The 16,379-nt window shown below is 61.2% G+C and carries 16 protein-coding genes; 2 read left to right on the forward strand and 14 right to left on the reverse strand.

What is annotated here, in order from left to right; genetic code table 11:
- Positions 1 to 45: 45 nt before the first annotated feature.
- The 9 genes from P5205_14160 to P5205_14200 form a co-directional block, all read right to left on the reverse strand.
- Positions 46 to 792, reverse strand: coding sequence for a LysM peptidoglycan-binding domain-containing protein (locus P5205_14160; GenBank protein ID HSA11506.1), 747 nt, complete (start codon positions 790 to 792; stop codon positions 46 to 48).
- Positions 793 to 909: 117 nt separating this feature from the next.
- Positions 910 to 1,911 (reverse strand): Mur ligase family protein, encoded by a 1,002-nt coding sequence (locus tag P5205_14165; GenBank protein HSA11507.1) that lies wholly within the window; start codon positions 1,909 to 1,911, stop codon positions 910 to 912.
- Positions 1,912 to 2,014: 103 nt separating this feature from the next.
- Complete coding sequence (mraY, locus tag P5205_14170) at positions 2,015 to 3,163, reverse strand: phospho-N-acetylmuramoyl-pentapeptide-transferase (GenBank protein HSA11508.1); 1,149 nt, start codon at positions 3,161 to 3,163, stop codon at positions 2,015 to 2,017.
- On the reverse strand, positions 3,164 to 4,561 hold the full coding sequence (murF, locus tag P5205_14175; protein ID HSA11509.1) for a UDP-N-acetylmuramoyl-tripeptide--D-alanyl-D-alanine ligase: 1,398 nt from the start codon (positions 4,559 to 4,561) through the stop codon (positions 3,164 to 3,166).
- A gap of 281 nt (positions 4,562 to 4,842) precedes the next feature.
- The gene (locus tag P5205_14180; protein HSA11510.1) at positions 4,843 to 6,756 is read right to left on the reverse strand and encodes a penicillin-binding protein 2; all 1,914 of its coding nucleotides are present in this window, start codon (positions 6,754 to 6,756) and stop codon (positions 4,843 to 4,845) included.
- Between the two features lie 223 nt (positions 6,757 to 6,979).
- A complete protein-coding gene (locus P5205_14185; protein HSA11511.1) occupies positions 6,980 to 7,366 on the reverse strand; it encodes a hypothetical protein in 387 nt (128 codons plus the stop codon).
- Between the two features lie 47 nt (positions 7,367 to 7,413).
- Positions 7,414 to 8,352: a 16S rRNA (cytosine(1402)-N(4))-methyltransferase RsmH gene (gene rsmH, locus P5205_14190; protein HSA11512.1), complete on the reverse strand. Its 939-nt coding sequence runs from the start codon at positions 8,350 to 8,352 to the stop codon at positions 7,414 to 7,416.
- Positions 8,353 to 8,373: 21 nt separating this feature from the next.
- The gene (locus P5205_14195) at positions 8,374 to 8,904 is read right to left on the reverse strand and encodes a hypothetical protein (GenBank protein HSA11513.1); all 531 of its coding nucleotides are present in this window, start codon (positions 8,902 to 8,904) and stop codon (positions 8,374 to 8,376) included.
- 11 nt (positions 8,905 to 8,915) lie between these two features.
- Entirely contained in the window at positions 8,916 to 9,194 is a 279-nt protein-coding gene (locus tag P5205_14200) for a division/cell wall cluster transcriptional repressor MraZ (GenBank protein ID HSA11514.1), read from the reverse strand.
- Between the two features lie 510 nt (positions 9,195 to 9,704).
- On the opposite strand from P5205_14200, the gene queA reads away from it, so the two are divergent.
- On the forward strand, positions 9,705 to 10,787 hold the full coding sequence (queA, locus tag P5205_14205) for a tRNA preQ1(34) S-adenosylmethionine ribosyltransferase-isomerase QueA (GenBank protein ID HSA11515.1): 1,083 nt from the start codon (positions 9,705 to 9,707) through the stop codon (positions 10,785 to 10,787).
- Positions 10,784 to 11,518 carry a dihydrofolate reductase family protein gene (locus P5205_14210; GenBank protein ID HSA11516.1) on the forward strand — a complete coding sequence of 245 codons (735 nt, stop codon included), beginning with the start codon at positions 10,784 to 10,786 and terminating at the stop codon, positions 11,516 to 11,518. Before queA ends, P5205_14210 begins: the two co-directional genes overlap by 4 nt.
- A 786-nt stretch (positions 11,519 to 12,304) precedes the next feature.
- On the opposite strand, the gene P5205_14215 is transcribed toward P5205_14210, so the two are convergent.
- The 5 genes from P5205_14215 to P5205_14235 form a co-directional block, all read right to left on the reverse strand.
- A complete protein-coding gene (locus P5205_14215) occupies positions 12,305 to 12,787 on the reverse strand; it encodes a hypothetical protein (GenBank protein ID HSA11517.1) in 483 nt (160 codons plus the stop codon).
- A 14-nt stretch (positions 12,788 to 12,801) separates the two neighbouring features.
- Positions 12,802 to 13,392 carry a hypothetical protein gene (locus P5205_14220; GenBank protein ID HSA11518.1) on the reverse strand — a complete coding sequence of 197 codons (591 nt, stop codon included), beginning with the start codon at positions 13,390 to 13,392 and terminating at the stop codon, positions 12,802 to 12,804.
- On the reverse strand, positions 13,389 to 14,066 hold the full coding sequence (locus P5205_14225) for a hypothetical protein (GenBank protein HSA11519.1): 678 nt from the start codon (positions 14,064 to 14,066) through the stop codon (positions 13,389 to 13,391). Before P5205_14225 ends, P5205_14220 begins: the two co-directional genes overlap by 4 nt.
- Positions 14,067 to 14,081: 15 nt before the next feature.
- Positions 14,082 to 15,158, reverse strand: a complete 1,077-nt coding sequence (gene pilM, locus P5205_14230) for a pilus assembly protein PilM (GenBank protein ID HSA11520.1) — start codon at positions 15,156 to 15,158, stop codon at positions 14,082 to 14,084.
- An 825-nt stretch (positions 15,159 to 15,983) separates the two neighbouring features.
- Positions 15,984 to 16,205 (reverse strand): hypothetical protein, encoded by a 222-nt coding sequence (locus P5205_14235; GenBank protein HSA11521.1) that lies wholly within the window; start codon positions 16,203 to 16,205, stop codon positions 15,984 to 15,986.
- Between the last annotated feature and the right edge of the window lie 174 nt (positions 16,206 to 16,379).

Below are 16,379 nucleotides of genomic sequence, written 5' to 3' on the forward strand. Positions count from 1 at the left end.
TCGCGGAGCGCCGGCGGGGAGGCCGCGCTTTGTCCGCAAGAACGGCTACGGCCCAGGGGGAGGTGTTGCTGGGTAGGTCGGCACAGGCTCAGCTGGAACAACCGGGGCGGCCATTGGAGCCGACGCGCTTGCGGGAATCCTCAGCTTCTGCCCGACTTTGAGGAAGTCAGTCTTCAATTCGTTAGCCGCTCTCAGCGCTTTAACAGTCGTACCAAACCTCCCTGCAATCCTGGTCAACGTATCGCCGGATTTGACAGTGTAGGTCTGTTCGCCGCCTGGCGCTGCAGTCTCGCCGGGTGCCAATCCGGTCACCGCCGGGGCTGTGGAGACAGCCGGTGAAGGGATGTATATCTTCTGCCCGATCTTCAGCTTTGTCGGCTCAATGCCGGGATTCGCTTCCATGATGGCATTGACAGAGACGTGGAAGTTCTTTGCGATCTTCTCAAGGTAATCTCCTTTGACGATGGTGTGCTCGTTAATACCCGCTGGAGCCACTGGCGGCGGGGCCGGAGGTGGCTCCACTGGCGTCGGAGTGGTGTCGGCTACCGGAGGGGGGTTGGTTGCCACCGGGGGAGGAACGGGGTCGGCAAAGGTTGGAGGGGGATTGGTGTCCGTAGCTTCTATCGGTGGCAGCGTCTCTTGGGACTGTCCGCAACCTTGCATGAGCAAGGCCATCAAGCCGATGCCGTGAACGACCAGAACAAAGAGGACCGCGATCTTCACGCGGGCGCGCCCCTTGTTTTTCTGCTCCAACGCGGAGCCCTGTGGAATGAGTGGATTGTGGTTATTCATTTTCAAGTGGCGCTGTTGCGCCGGTTTATGGAGGTGTTAATAGTTTTTCGTTCGCTTCGTTCCCAGGTGTTCCCTGAGAAAAACCCGAAGCAAGATTCTTAGTTGTCTCGCTTTGCTTCAACGCTGCGCTGTGCCAATTCTGCCATTTATGTTGGGGGTGCCGCCCGGCACACCCCTACCTATTGATTTCACTGCCTGACAAAAGACTTCACCACGATGTTGGTGGTTTCGAAACTGATCGCAGTTCGAACAGGCCGGTGAAAGTAATACTACGTCGCCTGATACGGCATTCCTTGCCGCTTCAGCTACTGCTTCTAGCAACGAACTCGAAATCGTGCAAGGAGTAAAAACGCTCCACGCGGCGTAGAGTCGCTTGCTGGTCTCGCCCACCAGAAACGCGTGTTTGACCCGGTTGGTCAGCAGAGTGCCAACCGGATGAAGTTCCTGACCTTTGTCCCTGCCTCCGGCAATTAGCCAGACGTTCGCCTCCCCGCCTGGTCCAGATCGCGCCGCACGGAGCGCACTTCCCAAGGCATCTAGATTAGTTGCCTTAGAATCGTTGATGAACTGCACGCCGTGGATCTCCGCTATTTGGTTACGGAACAAGCGGGCATTGGCGCGCACGTAGTTGTCCCTGCTGCCGTAATGGTCCAGATGGTCGGGAGTGAGATTCGTGAGCACGGCGATCGAGGGCCGGGGCAAGGAGGTCATTTCCAATTGAAATGCGTCGGTCTGTAAGATCAGGTAGTCCAGCTCTTTCGTGTGTTCGATCGTCGCGCAGACCGGCCGCGCGAGGTCGCCGGATAATGCGGTCTTGCGGTGGTTGCTCGCCAGCACTCGCTCGACGAGTTCGGCTGTGGTTCCTTTCCCATTGGTGCCGCCGATGGCGATGCACAAGCATTCGGATAGCTGAAGGCCAAGCTCCAGCTCGCTGATCAAGGGCACCCCGGTTCGGCGGACGGCCTCCACGAGTGGAACGTTCATCGGCAGCGCCGAACTTAGCACGGCTAAACTGAAGTCCCGCGCCGGCGGTGCCGAAGCCCCAAGGGTGACTTCGATACCCAGCGGGCGCAATTCATCCGCCCGGTTGCGCAAGTCCTCTGTATTCGCTTGGTCCACGCCCGTAACTCTGGCGCCGCTTCTACGCAGAAACTCGCAGGCCGCCTGCCCGGGACGTCCGAAGCCAATGACCAGCACCTGTTTGTCTGCCAGTTCAAGCATCTTAGCGAATCTTCAAGGTGCTCAGGGCTAGGACGGCGAAAAGCACTCCCAGAATGTAGAATCGCATCACGACTTGCGATTCATACCAGCCTTTCTTCTCGAAATGATGGTGGATTGGTGACATCAGGAAGATGCGGGTGCCCGTTCCATACCGCCGCTTGGTGTAGCGATACCAACCTGTTTGCAGAATTACCGAAACCGCCTCCATTACGAACACTCCTCCCGCAATTACCAATACCAGGGGTTGGTGAATCAGCACTGCGACGATGCCCAGCGCACCGCCTAGCGCCAGGGAGCCGGTGTCGCCCATGAACACCTGCGCGGGATGGCAATTGAACCAAAGGAAGCCCAATCCCGCGCCGATCATGGCGGCACAGAATACCGTCAGCTCGCCTGCTCCAATCACGTGGGGTATCTGCAGATAGGCGGAGGCTGTTCGGTGTCCCGCCAAGTACGTGAGAACTAGAAAGACAAACGAGACTATCAGTGTGCAGCCGATTGCCAACCCGTCCAACCCGTCAGTCAAGTTCACTGCATTCGAGCTGCCGACGATGGTCAGCACCGTTAGCCCAAGCCCGACCAGGCCCGCGCAGGTCAGGACCGGATACTTGCAGAACGGTACCATGATATCCGTGATCAGCTTTTGGGTGGAGGGCATGTGCCACAGATACAGTCCGATGAACAATGCCAGTGTGGTTTGTACCCCGAGTTTGACCCAGGACCTGACGCCGCCGCTGCTCTGCTGGCTGATCTTGGCATAGTCGTCGTAAAATCCCAGGCCAGTCAGCACGACGAGCGAGAGCAGCGTCAATTGCACGAGCGTATTCCACTGCGCCCACAGCAACGTGGTGATGTTGAGCACGAGGACAATGAGAATTCCCCCCATTGTGGGCGTGCCCTTCTTGCTTAAAAGGCGTGTGGCCAGGCTGCCGCCCGCTTCCGCTTTGTCCGCGTATTCCTGGCCGAATTTCAACTGCTTCAGCCAGGCAATAACTCGGGGTCCAAGCCACCAGCTTAGGACCAGCGCGGTCAGCGCCGCGCCGGCGCTGCGAAAGGTGATATATCGGAAGAGCCGGAAGCCAGACAGCTGGTCGGCCCACTCAGTGCCTGCGGACCATTCCAGCAAGTATTGGCTCAGGTAGTAGAACATTCAGTTCTCTCTCCCGGGTTCGCGGGTTCGCAGCAGCTCGCCGATCCGTTCCAGCCGCGCGACGCGGGAGGCCTTCAACAGCACCGCGTCGCCCTGTCGGACAAAACGTTTCACTGCTATTGCCGCACTTTCCACATCTGCGAATTCGAAGACCCGGGCCATACCCGCGTCCCGCGCTGCCCGCGCCATGACTGGAGCCATCCCCCCAACCGCGAACAACTGACCGATCCCCAATTCTGCCACCCGCCGGCCCGCCTCCTCGTGGGCCTCCTGACTGTGCGCGCCCAATTCGGCCATCTCTCCTAGCACTGCGACCCTCCGTCCTTTGCACGGCAGTTCCTGCAATGCCTGCAGGGCTACGGCCATTGAATCCGCATTCGCGTTGTAGGTGTCGTCGAGCACGACCACGCCATTGTGTTCCCACAGTTCAAGCCGCATCTTCGGCGGTCGGCATTCGGCTAGGCCTTGGGTCGCCTCCGCGCGGGTCAGCCCCAGCTCGGCTCCGATCGCCAAGGCGAACAGCGCATTCACCACTTGGTGCCGACCAAGCAAATTGATTCGGTACTCGCCGCCGAGATCGGCCCTGGGGCCCTCAGCTTGGAACCGCATCCCTCGACGCTCGAAGCGTATACCGCTCGCACGCCAGTGGTTTCCTGCAGCGAGGCCCACGCGCACCGCGCTGGCGCGAGCGCGTTTCGCCGCGCGAACGGCCAATTCATCGTCTCCATTTAAAAAGAGAATTCCATCCGCCGGCAGCGACTCGGCCAGCGAGCCTTCCTCCCGAGCCACCCCGGTTACGTCCCCGAAAAACGCCAAATGCTCGCGGCCGATGCAAGTGAGTACCCCGTAGCGCGGCTGGATCATTTCCAGCAGCGGTGCCAATTCGCCCGGGTGATTGGTTCCGGCTTCCAGCACTGCCGCGCGATGCGATTGCTCCAGTCGCAGCAATGTCAGCGGCACTCCGACGTCATTGTTAAAGCTGGCCTCGCTCCAAAGCGTGTCCAGCTTCTGCCGCAGCACCGCCGCTATCAGTTCCTTCGTGGTCGTCTTTCCGTTCGAGCCGCCCACCACCACGGTCGGCAGCACGAAATCTCTTCGATATTGCGCGGCTAGTCGGCCCAGGGCCTTCCGCGTGTCCGCCACGGCAATGACCGCACAATCGCTCCAGCCTGCCGGCACACGGTTGCGTTCGGCTACCGCCCCGGCGGCTCCTTTTCGGGCCGCTTCGTGCAGAAACTTGTGTCCGTCGAAACGCTCACCTGTCAACGCAATGAACAAGTCGCCTGGTTCTACTCTGCGCGAATCGGTGCAGACCCGGTGCACCTGCGTCTGCGCCGAACCGCTCAATTGCTCTCCAGCGCAAGCTTCGGCAATGAACGCTAATGAACGAGCTTCCATTCCGTTCTCTATTCACATCGTCTGGCAACCTTTCCCCGGTTACCCGCGTGCCGGGGTAAAGGCGGTCCGCAATGGGCGGGCTTGCCCCGTTGGCATTGGCTTGTGGCTGCCCATCACCTCCAAGGGAATCACGGTCGCGGGGACAGCCGTTTCTTCGGATGAAGGCTGCTGCCGTGCGGGTCGTCCGTTCGCGCGGCTTTCATTGCCGACCGCCGCCACGAAGAGATGGTGGGAAATGAACGGGAGCGAATTCATGTTAGCCTTTCATGTCTGGGTTTTTGTCAGGGCGAGCGCGCGGCTGCCGTTTTCGGCGGATTGCGATCCAGCGGCGCCGTCAGGGTAGCCGGGACCATCGGCGCTGCACCGTCCTCCGGCGGAATGTGCAGGTAAGAGGCTGCCCGCTCGGCGATTTGCTTGAACACCGGGGCGGCGATTTGTCCGCCGTAGTAGCCATGTTTCGGCTCATCCATCATCACGGAGATGCATAGCTCGGGATTATCGGCGGGGAAGAAGCCAATGAAGGAAGCAAAGTACTTGCCCGGCAGGTAACCGCTGGGACCACCGGACTTTTGTGCCGTGCCGGTCTTGCCGGCTACGGTGTAATGCTCCAGCGCTGCTTTGGCTCCTGTGCCTCCGGATGAAACAGCCGTTTTGAGCGCCTCCACCATCTGCGCCGCCGCGGCTTCGCTAATGACCTGCCGAACGCGCTGTGGCGGGTACTTGACCGCCAGAGTGTCGTCACGATTCACCAGACGGTCCACGATCATCGGTTGCATCAGCCATCCCTTGTTCGCGATGGCGCACATCGCCATGGTCATTTGCAGACTTGTTACTGCGACCCCGTGACCCATTGGGATTTGAGCGATTGAGACCTTGGACCAGGCTTTCACCGGATGCACGATTCCGCTCACTTCCCCCAGTAGCGGGAGCCCGGTCTGTGTCCCGAAGCCAAAGTTGCGGATATAGTCATGGAGCCGGCTTTGCCCCAGTTTGAGCCCGATCTTGGCGGCCCCTATGTTTGATGAGTTGGCAATGATCTCCTCGACCGTCAGCATCCCATATGATTCGTGGTCGTGGAGGACACGGCCCGCGAAGTGGAAGCGGCCATGTTCACAGTCAAACACATCCTCCAGCCGCACAATCCCATCGTTCAGGGCGCCCGAGACGGCCACAATCTTAAAGGTTGATCCCGGTTCCGCCAGGTCTGCGATCACGCGGTTGCGCCGGGCGTCCGCCCCCACGGCGCCGGGGTTGTTCGGGTCAAAGTTCGGCAGGATCGCCAAGGCGAGGATTTCACCTGTGCGCGGGCGAACCACGAGGCTTGAAATGCTCACAGGCGAATGCTTTTCCTTCGCCTCAGCCAGCGCCGCCTCAACGATATGTTGCACCACCGAATCAATCGTGAGCACGACGCTCGTGCCGTCGCGCGGTTCCACATCCTGCTTCCTCAACGCAACCAGCTCTCTTCCGGGCCTATCCGCCTCCGTCACCCGCCAGCCGCGCACGCCGGCCAGCTTCGCGTTGTAGTACCGCTCGATTCCGTCCTTGCCCGAAGTCTGCAGCAGCCGGGTGCCGTTGACCTCCTGCTCGTCCATGCCGACAAAGCCCAGGACGTGTGCCGCCAGCGCTTGATTCGGATAGGTGCGCAATTGGTCGTCCTGCTTTTCGACAAAGACCGCTGCGCGCCGGAGATCGCGATAGAAGGCACGTTCCGCCCGAGAGAGCTTCTTCTCGTCCAGCCCGAAGGACAGCGATCTCATGGCGGCTTGTATCTGCTGCCATGTTTCCATGGGGACTTTGCGCTTCAGCACCACGTAGCGGTTGGTGCCGATCACGCCGGTGGCGTTTCGTGTCGGGCGGGGCATCAGTCGCTGGTGCAGTTCGCCTTCGCTCATATGCAGCAACGGTGCCACTGCCCGGGCTACTTCCGCCTGCCGGCTGCCGATGAGCGACGGATCGGCGCAAACCGTTTTCACAAAGACGCTCGTCGCCAACAGGTTGCCCTTCGCATCCAGAATGTCGCCCCGGCGTGGCTCCAGCAGGAATTCCCGGTGCGTGTTATTCCACGCTATGCGGCTCAATTCCTCGTAGCGGAGCACTTGCAGGTCAACCAGGCGGTAGGTTAGCCCGGCAAATGCCGCGACCAGCAGCAGCGCCAGCGCCACCAGCCTTCGGAATTGCAGTTGCTTCGCCATATTTTGCTTGTCTCGTTTCCTAGTGATCACCGTCCGCCCGTGGCGATCGGTTCCTCATCCGACCGCGTCACGGGCGGCGGTAAATTGCTTCAGATCATCGTAGTCTTTCTGAGTTTCGTCTAATCAGGCCTTGCCGTCCGCCCGTGGCAATCGGTTCCTCATCCGACCGCATCACGGGCGGCGGCAGAAGCCTTCAACCAAGTCGTTTCGCGCGGCTGCCGGGTTAGCCCTTCGGCTCGGCGCTCATCGCACGGGGCGTGGCGTATTGCCGTTCGGTCTCTGGCCGCGCCAAATCGCCAGCGGGTTCGGGCAGGAGCCACACCTGTGCCGCTTGTGGCGGAACCAGGCCCAGGCCCAACTCCTGAATGCGCCGCTCCAGGACCGTGGGGGAGCGCAGTGTCCCTAATTGCTTCCGCAGCTTCTCGTTCTGGTTTGCCAGTTCATCCAGCTTGAGCTCGCATTGCTTGAACTGGCGGCCAAGCTGGGCGATCTGGTCCTTCTGCCAGACGTAGCCGACTCCCGCCCCGCAGAGCAGCAGACATAACAAGAATGCTTTCAGCACCGGGCCAAACCGGATGGCCGCTGATTGGTATTTTCGATTCCGCGCCATTACATCATCCTGAAATTCTTACCATTTCTTTGCTCCCCGCCGCCGGGTCACGCTTTCCGGCACTTTTCCATCACCCGCAACTGCGCGCTGCGACTGCGCGGGTTTGCCGCCAGTTCCTCCGCGCCCGGCCGGATGGCTTTGCGGCGCACCCACTGCAGCTCAGGCGCGCGCGGCTCACGCAACTCCGGAACATCCATTCCTCCGCTGAATGCATAATCCCGCGCCCGCGCGCGCCCGAAATTCTTCACCATGCGGTCTTCCAGCGAATGAAACGTGATCACCGCCAGTCGTCCGCCGGCTTTCAAAATCTTCAGCGCCCCTGCCAAGCCTCTTTCCAAAGAACCAATTTCGTCGTTTACCGCCATCCGGACTGCCTGAAATACCTTTGTTGCCGGATGCGTCGCTCTGCCGCGACGCGGCTGCAGACGTTCGATCAACTCCGCCAGCTGCCGTGTCGTTTCGAACTGGCGCTGCTCGCGCTCGCGCGCGATCGCCCGCGCGAACCGCCGCGCATCGCGCTCGCCGCCCAGTTCCCAAAAAATCTTCGCCAGTGTTTCCGCGCTGGCTTCATTCACCAGGCGGGCCGCGGTCAGCTCCTGCCGCTGGTCCATCCGCATGTCCAACGGCCCTTCCCGCTGGAAGCTGAAGCCGCGCTCCGCTTCGTCCAGCTGCGGCGAACTGACTCCCAGGTCCAGCAGGACCCCGTCACAGCTCTCCGGCGGCACCCAATCAGCCAAGTCCGCATAGTTTCCGCGCCGCAACTCGAACCGCCCCGCAAATTCCGCCAGATTCGCCTTGGCGGCCTCAAGCGCCGCGCCATCGCGGTCGCCCCCATACAGCCACCCCGTCGGTGAGGTGGCGGCCAATATGGCTGCCGCGTGCCCACCCCCACCGACGGTGCCGTCCGCGTAACTCCCGCCGGAGACTACTCGGAGGGCGGTCAGCACTTCCGCTAGCATCACCGGTCTGTGGGTGTAGGTTGGCACCCCTCATCGGTCCTCACCCATTTACAGCTTGCCGGCGGGAAGAAGCTGGGTAATCGCCTGGCCCCAGGTCTCTTCCGGATTGCTGGCCTTCTCGGCTGCCGGCGCGGCCGACGCTAATTTGGACCTGGCCGGAATCACTTCCAGATCCGCGTCGCTCAAATCATTGCGCACCACTTTGACCCGATCCAACGACAGTTCCCCTTGCACCGGCGGTTTGGAAAACCGGGAAATGGCCGGTTTCGAGGCCTTGCGGGATGGTCGCGCAACCAACTCGCTTAACTTCCCTTTCCACCTGCCGAGCGGCTCGGCGGTCCTCTGCCAGAGCCCCCGGACGGGAATCCAGGCGCCGACATTGGGCCAGCTTCTAGCGGTCGCTGGCGCTTCGCGACTGACTGCCTCCGGCCCTGGTTCCGCCTTTCCCTTACTGCAGAATGGATTGGTCGTTGCCCCGAAATGTGGTAGCAGCCGTTGGCTGGTCAGTCGGTAGGGACTTTCCACATCTTTGAGGTTTGTCAGACACTTGCCGGCAGTTAACAATCGCAGCAGACTCATAGACTCATCTGTTAATCAATCAACTTGATGGCTTCCTGGGCCATGATGGTGTTCGAGGCGCTTAAGTTCTCGTAACGGTCGGGATTCCATATCTCAAAACGATTCAGCAGCCCGACTAGCACTGCTTCGTCTCTGATCCCCGCACTCTTGGCCATCTCTTCCGGCAGGCAAATCCGCCCCGCCTTATCGAGTGTCACTTGTTCAGACTTGCTGCCGATGAACCGTTTCAGCACGACCTTATTCGGATCGCTGTTTGCCATGGCATCTATGTCGCGCAGCATCTTCGCCATTTGCTGCGGCGGAAGCACCCGAAGGCAGCAGCCTTCTTTGGCGCTTGGCCACATTACTAGCGTAAACTCCGTACCCGGCTTCGTTGGCCGCCACTTGGCGGGAATCTGGACCCGCCGCTTGTGGTCCACCCCATGCCGGTACAGCGAATTGTAGTACGTTGGCTCGGTTATCTCTTGCTGATCCATTCTTATTCACAGTGGAACAGCCCAACCCCTCTGTCCCACTACGCCCCACTTTTTCACACTCTCCCCCACTTTGTCAACAAGTTTCACCACATTTTACTAAATAGTTATTCACAGTTTATTCCCTCCTGTGAAGGTCCGGGCTGAATCTACCACACCCCTGCAAATATTGGCCAGAACTAAATATTGCACATCCCGTGCCAGGGAGTCCTCACCAGCATGGCTGTTTAGAATGGGAGTGGCCGTCCCCACATTCCAACCCCGGCAGCCTCGGGTTGTCGCATACCCGCTTGTAACGTTGGAGTTTTGGCATAATGCTCTGGTCGAATGCGAGCAGCGGATTTCGACTTTGATCTCCCGCCGGAGTTGGTCGCGCAGACGCCTGCGCCGCACCGCGACCGGTCCCGCCTGCTGGTCCTGCATCGTCCATCCGGCCGGGTCGAGCATCGCAGCTTTCGCCACTTGGTAGAGCACCTGCGAAGCGGCGATGTCCTGGTGCTCAACGACTCTCGCGTGATTCCAGCCCGCCTTCACGGAACGAACGCTCGCACAGGCGGAGAATTTGAACTGCTGCTGCTCGAGCAGAATTCGGTGAATGACTGGTGGGCGATGCTGCGGCCAGGGAAGCGGGCGCGCGTGGGTGCCGAAATCCGATTGCGGGACAGGCGTGGCCGGGCCAGCGATGTTATTGCCACCGTGCTCGAAACGAATACGGAAGGCCACCGGCGTGTGCGATTCGCGGGCGCGCCAGACGTTGTCGGCCTTCTCGAAGTCCTCGGCGAAGTTCCGTTGCCTCCGTATATCGTCCGGCCGGACAGTTCGCGCCACGAGCAGGACCGCGAGCGTTACCAGACAGTATTCGCGCACCCAGCCGGCTCGGTCGCCGCGCCGACGGCCGGGCTGCATTTTACTCGGACCTTGTTGGACGAGATCTCCGCGCGCGGCGTGCAGGTCTGTTATGTCACCTTGCATGTGGGCGTGGGGACATTCGCCCCGGTCAAAGCCGCTACTCTTGCCGCGCACATCATGCACGAGGAACGTTACGAACTGAGCGCGGAGACTGCTTGTGCCGTCAACCGGGCTAAGGCTGCCGGGTGTCGGGTCGTTGCTGTGGGCACCACCACCATGCGGGTGCTGGAAACCCTTGCCGGTTGCGCCCCAGGCTCGGTGCCCCTTAATGCCGGCAGCGGCAAGACCCGCATGTTCATTCATCCCCCGTACGACTTCAGAATTGCCGACGCGCTGTTGACCAACTTCCACCTGCCTCGCTCGACGCTGCTAATGCTTGTCAGCGCGTTTGCCGCGCCGAACGACACCCGGGGCCGCGACCTGGTTCTCCGGGCCTATGCCGAAGCGATCCGCGAGCGCTACCGCTTCTTCAGCTACGGCGACGCGATGCTTGTTCTATGAAACGACCAGCCAAGACCCCTCGGCGCTCTGACCTTCTGCCGTTCGTGCTCGTCAACATGGCGATGACCGCGGATGGCAAGATCGCCACCGCCAACCGTGCCGTATCCTCTTTCAGCAGCCGGCGCGATCAGCAGCACCTGCTCGAACTGCGCGCAACGGCGGATGCCGTCATGGCCGGGGCGCGCACCGTGGACCTGAACGCCGTTCATCTCGGGCCTGGCCCGGCCAAGTACCGCCGCCTGCGCCTGCGGCGCAGCCTGGCCGAGTACAACCTGCGCATCATTGTCAGCCGCACCGGCAGCGTGAATCCAGCAGCCCGCGTGTTCCAGCGCGTGTTCTCCCCCATCATCATCCTCACCACTCGCCGCGCAACCGCCAGCCGGATCAGGCGCCTCGGCGCGCTCGCCGCCGAGGTGAAGATCTGCGGCCAAACAGAGATCAATTTCCACGCCGCCTTACGTTGGCTGCGCAAGAAGTGGAAGGTTAAACGCCTCCTCTGCGAAGGCGGCGGCGAACTCAATGACGCCTTGTTTCGCGGCGGCCTGGCCAATGAATTGCACTTGACCGTCTGCCCGAGGATCTTCGGTGGTCGGACCGCACCAACTATTGCGGACGGTTCAGGGGCGAAACGGCTCGCCGGGGCGGCCCGACTGGAACTCCAATCCGCGCGGCGGCGCGGCGATGAAGTGTATTTCGTTTATCGCGTATTACCGCGGATCACTTCGGATTAGTCATGAAGGTGCACGCGCTTTGTCTCCCGCAGTCGCCTGGACCTGGCGATAGGCTTTTTCACTCAGGACGCCTTACCGGCCGGAGAGGCGGCGGGATCGTTTTGCCGTCAGGTGGGTTCCAGACCTGCGCCGCTAGAGCGCTTCGACTAACTCTGTAGCCGCGAACGTGAGTTCGCGCCATATCATTTATTGCCCATACGAAGTGCGCCGACCGACATTGGCGGCCGCCCCGACGACCGGCACGGTCTATCGTTCAGGCCCGAGGCACCCGATACCCAGGCCAGCCACGGCGATGCGACGGTGCCAATCCGGCGGGACCCCGGTGTGGTTCCCATGGGGGTCGGCCCCCATGGGAACCACACCGGGGTATAACGGGTTTCACAGCGTTGTCGCACCGGGGCGGCTATTCGGTCCAGGACCAGCAGGCTTTTTGATGGATCGCGGTGCTAACTGTTGCATTTCACACCTGCGAGGGTGGGGCGCGGGCATTCTGCTCGCTTACACGGTTAGATTGCTCCAAGCGGGCAGGATGCCAGCGCGCCGGTATGTCGGCATTTCGTGCGGAACACGGAGTTTCAGGGCTGAGGATTCAGCAGGCAACTGGATTGGGTGCCGGAATTGGCTAAAGGAGGTTTCTGTCAGATTCCGGGATGTGGAACTCCTCCTCGAAGCGGGGAATTCGGCTCGTGAACCTCAGGGAGGGCCGGTCGGCAGAGGTTTAAACTCTTGGCCGGGACGGTATAGGGAACAGGATCGGAAACCCACCAGGCACGCTGTCGGGGCGGATCAGCGTGGGCGGAAGGTCAAGGTCCGGTCCTGACCGTTCAGGGCGACGCAGACGGAATCGGTGCCGATTTGCTTGCAAGTGATCCGTACGCGGCCCACGTTGGTGAGGACAAAGCCTTCTTCCCCGATTTCGAAGGTGCGGTTATTGATAATGGCCAAGCGTTTTTCTTCGGGACCGGTAATGCCCTTGAGTTCCAACTCCACCGGAGCAGGCGCCGGTACGTTCTTGGTGGGCTTGACTACCACCGGTTTGTGCAGGACTGATTGCGGGAAGAAAGGGTCACGGCCTTCCTGCGGGGTGTTGGGGACGCGAAAGATGGACTTGGGAGGCTCGGGATCTGCGGGGGCGGCCTTGGTCGCGGCCGACGCTGCTCCGGGCTTGACGGACGCGGTTTGGGCGGCACCGGCGGTGAGATAGGCCACGCAGAACAGCAGCGCGAGCGTCAGTGTCGGGATAGGAAACAGATGGCGTGAAGTTGGCATAAACGGGGGAAGCATCATGAAGGGTTGAGCTTGACCAGGGTCACGATCTCCATCTTGAACGCGAGGCTCTCCGCGCCGACCGTGGGCGAGAGAACGTTGGCGTCCAAGCTCAAATCCGAGAGGCGGATGTGGGGGAATTTGTTCTCGAAGTCCGCGATGAACTGGCCGAGGTTATGAAAGCGGGCAGTGCCGGCAACGGTCAGGGTGGCCTCCTTGTAAGGGAAATCAGGAAGCATCTTAACGTCCGCGGGCGGGCTTAGGTGGCTGTACTGGGGGATTTCCACCTTGTAAACAGGCGTATTGAAATTGCGCAGGGTGTTGATCACCCATGCATAGAGGTCGCCGGAGGCCACGTCGCTCTCCTCGGCCGCAAGCTTGGCTTTGGCCTCGTTCAGCTCGATCTGAATCGTTTCGGCGCGGCGGATGGAGTCGAGCACGACCTTGAGTTTATTGGCCGCGGCTTCCTTTTGTCTGGCCAGATTGGCCAAGCTCGCATACTGGCCGCGGATGAGGCCGAAGTAGAGCCCCGCGGCGGCGGCCAGCGCGAGCAGGAGGGCCAGCAGGAGCTTGTTGCGCTTATCTTTGGGGAGCTTGCGGATGTTCATCGTGTGCACTCCGGGTAGCGGCATTCGAGGGTGAAGGTTACGCTTCGTTTGCCATCGCGGGGGGAAACCTGGGGCGGCGCGAGGCTTTTGAGGCTGATGCCGTTGGTCCGGACAAGCGCCTCTTTGAAGTAGGGGTTGATGGCAAGCGCCTCTTTGTACTTGTTCAGGCCATCGCCGGAGTTGGCCGAGCCATCGGTGCCTTCCAGGGTCACCACAATTTTTTCCGTGGAGCTGGCGGGCTTGCCGGGGATGAGGGCGTTGTGCTCGTTAGTGCGCGCCTTGGTGCCCGCGACGTAGTTGTAGTTCTGTTCCAGGCGCAGCCGGAGCAAGTTGACATCTTCCACGGTGGTTTGTTGGAGGGCGTTGAGCAGTGTGCCGTTGAGCAGGCGCGTCGCGGACAACTTTCGCAGGGCGGCGAGCTTGCGGTTGATTTCGGCGGCCTGGTTCTGGTTGTCGAGGACGACCAGGTACTGGTTGGTGTGGGAGCTGATCTGGGCCTCGAGCTGGTTGACGTCGCTGCGGATGAGCATGGCCTTGAGCTGCAGGGAACTGCTCCAGACCAGGATGAGGACAATGGCCAAGGCAGCCAGCCAGATGACCCGCTTGACCGGGTCGCGACGGCGGGCGGCCTCGGCAGCCTGCTCTTCGGCGAGGAGATTAAGGCGGATTGGCATAGGTCGTATGCGGGGTTACAGGGCAGCCAGGGCGGCGCCCAGCGCGACAGTCAACTGCGGGGCGGCCTGCTCGATTTCCGCTGTTTGCTGGGCTGGCAGGTCCAACTGCAGGAACCCAGCGGGATTCAGCAGCTTGCAATCTACCATCAGCTCCTGCTGGAGCCGATGGGTGACAAACTCGGACTGCGAGGGCCCACCGGTCAACAGGACCTGGGTGACGGGCCGGTCGTGCTGATGTTCAAAGAAGTCAATGGAGGCCCGCAGCTCACGGCCGAGCGGCACCAACATGGATTCGAGCTGGGTCTGCACTTCGCCGGGCATGCCGATCTTGATGCCTTCCGCCTCGGCGTAGCTGATGCTGAGCGACTCGGCCAGGCTGTTGGTCATGCGGTCGCCCCCAATGCCCACCACGCGGCTCAGCACCAAATCGCCCTCTTTCGCAATGCAGATCGAGGTGTTCTTGAAGCCTAAATCCACCAGTGCCACGGCTTCCTTGGCGAAGGCGTCCGGCATCGCTCTTTCGAACGTGTTGAAGGGGCTGATCAGGCCGGGGACGATGTTCTCCGCGACCAGCCCGGCGCCCTTGCAACCCTGGAGGTAATCGTCAACGACCTGCTTGCGGGCGCCGGCAATGAGGACTCGATGCTTGGGCGGGCCCCCGGCATCTTGCGGCTTGCCGTTAGGCTTGGCCAGCGGGCCCTGATTGCAGACATGGCAATCGTAAGTGTGGCCGGGTAGATCCTGCTGGAGGTAGGATTTGGAATTAAGCTTGAGCACCTGGCGCATGTCACTGACCGGCATGCGGGGGAGGTCAACGTGGCGGACCTGCACATCGCCAACCCCGGCGGTGAGGGAGACGTACTTGGTTGGGGACTGGAGCGCCTGGTTAACGGCTTTGAGATGCTCGCTCAGCAACTCCGGGGGCAGGCTCTTCTCGCAGATCGGGGCGTCCAGGAAGGCATAGCCACGGAGGGCGAAGCCCGAGCCGCGGCGCGCCACGCACACCGCTTTAGTGGTGCGGCTGCCCAGGTCCACCGCCATTACCTGGTCTCGCTTCCGGCCTATTGCACTGTCAAAAAATGGCAGACCCATGCTCGTCTCTCGTACACTTTGCGACTTTGCTAAACGCCGCATGTTCTTATCACGTTCCCCAAAGCTGGCGCGGTGCGGCACGGCCCGCGCAGCCGTCCGGTCAAGGGGCTTTCCCTGCCCCGAAACGTGAACTGCTTCCAAGGGGCTACGAGAAAGCACATCCGGGGCCAAACCTACTTCCGCGGCGATCCGGCGGCTGCCGGGCCGGGCATCGCAGATGCGGGCGATTTCCTCATTTTGTGGGGGATCCTGGCAGCCAAAGCGCCCGAGGCCGCCACGCTCGCCGGCCACTTTTCGACGGGCTGTGAACTACTGCGAACAGGCCCTGAATGCGGGGCTGCGGGTCCGTTGCCAAGGCAAGTCCCGGGCAGGGCGCTGGGGATTGGGACGCTAGTGGAGTCCCAACGATCCGGGGCGTAAGCCGTCTAGGTGCAGTGGCGCGCAGGGCCAGACGAGGGGACCGAATTGCTGGTGAAGGTGGGCCGGAATAGCGAAGAAACCAGTTATTGGCTTGGCCGACGCCAGGCATCTAGCGGTCTTCCATTGGGATGGGGCCTAATGCCTGATCATTCGACGGTCGTGTCCTAAACGCAGACAAATAAGGAGAAAGCGCAAGGATAAAGTGCGGTCGAACACCCAAGGCAGGCATAGCGCCGGCGGACCTCGTCGTGGCGGTCGGTCCGCTGGGCACTACCTTCGCCTGTGCAGGGGACTGCTAACGAGGGGTTGGTTGTGTAATGCCGGTGGTTCCTTACCGCGCGGCCTCACATTCTGAGCCTGGAGACTTGCGTCATGCGGTGACGGCGATGCAATTCCGCGCCAGGCTCAGGTCAAGCCACTTTGCTGATTGGCATTCTTGATTCGGGCCGTCTCAATCGTCTCAACCTGGATGGGGATGGAGTCCAGTGGTTCCTCCACCGAGAAGAGCAGGTTGCTGTTCATGTGTACAGTCGTGGCCTTGGATTCGACCTCAATGTATAGAATATGGTCGCTGTTAATGACAATTTCTCCACCCTTATGGATGCGGTTCAGCTTGATGAGGGGCATAACGGAACGCAATTTGCCAAGCCGGGGACGATCTGCAAGCGTCTTTCGCCGGGGCTTCAAAGCGAAGGGCGCATCTTGCGCCCGGATCAGCGTGCCTAGCCCAGCCCGCACCTATGCCGCCGGGCAAGAAGTCCAGTTCTACGGCAGGCAGGATGCCCGCCGCTGCCGTGCCTG

Source organism: Candidatus Paceibacterota bacterium (assembly GCA_035452965.1).
In the GTDB taxonomy this organism is placed as follows: Bacteria; Verrucomicrobiota; Verrucomicrobiia; order Limisphaerales; family UBA8199; genus UBA8199.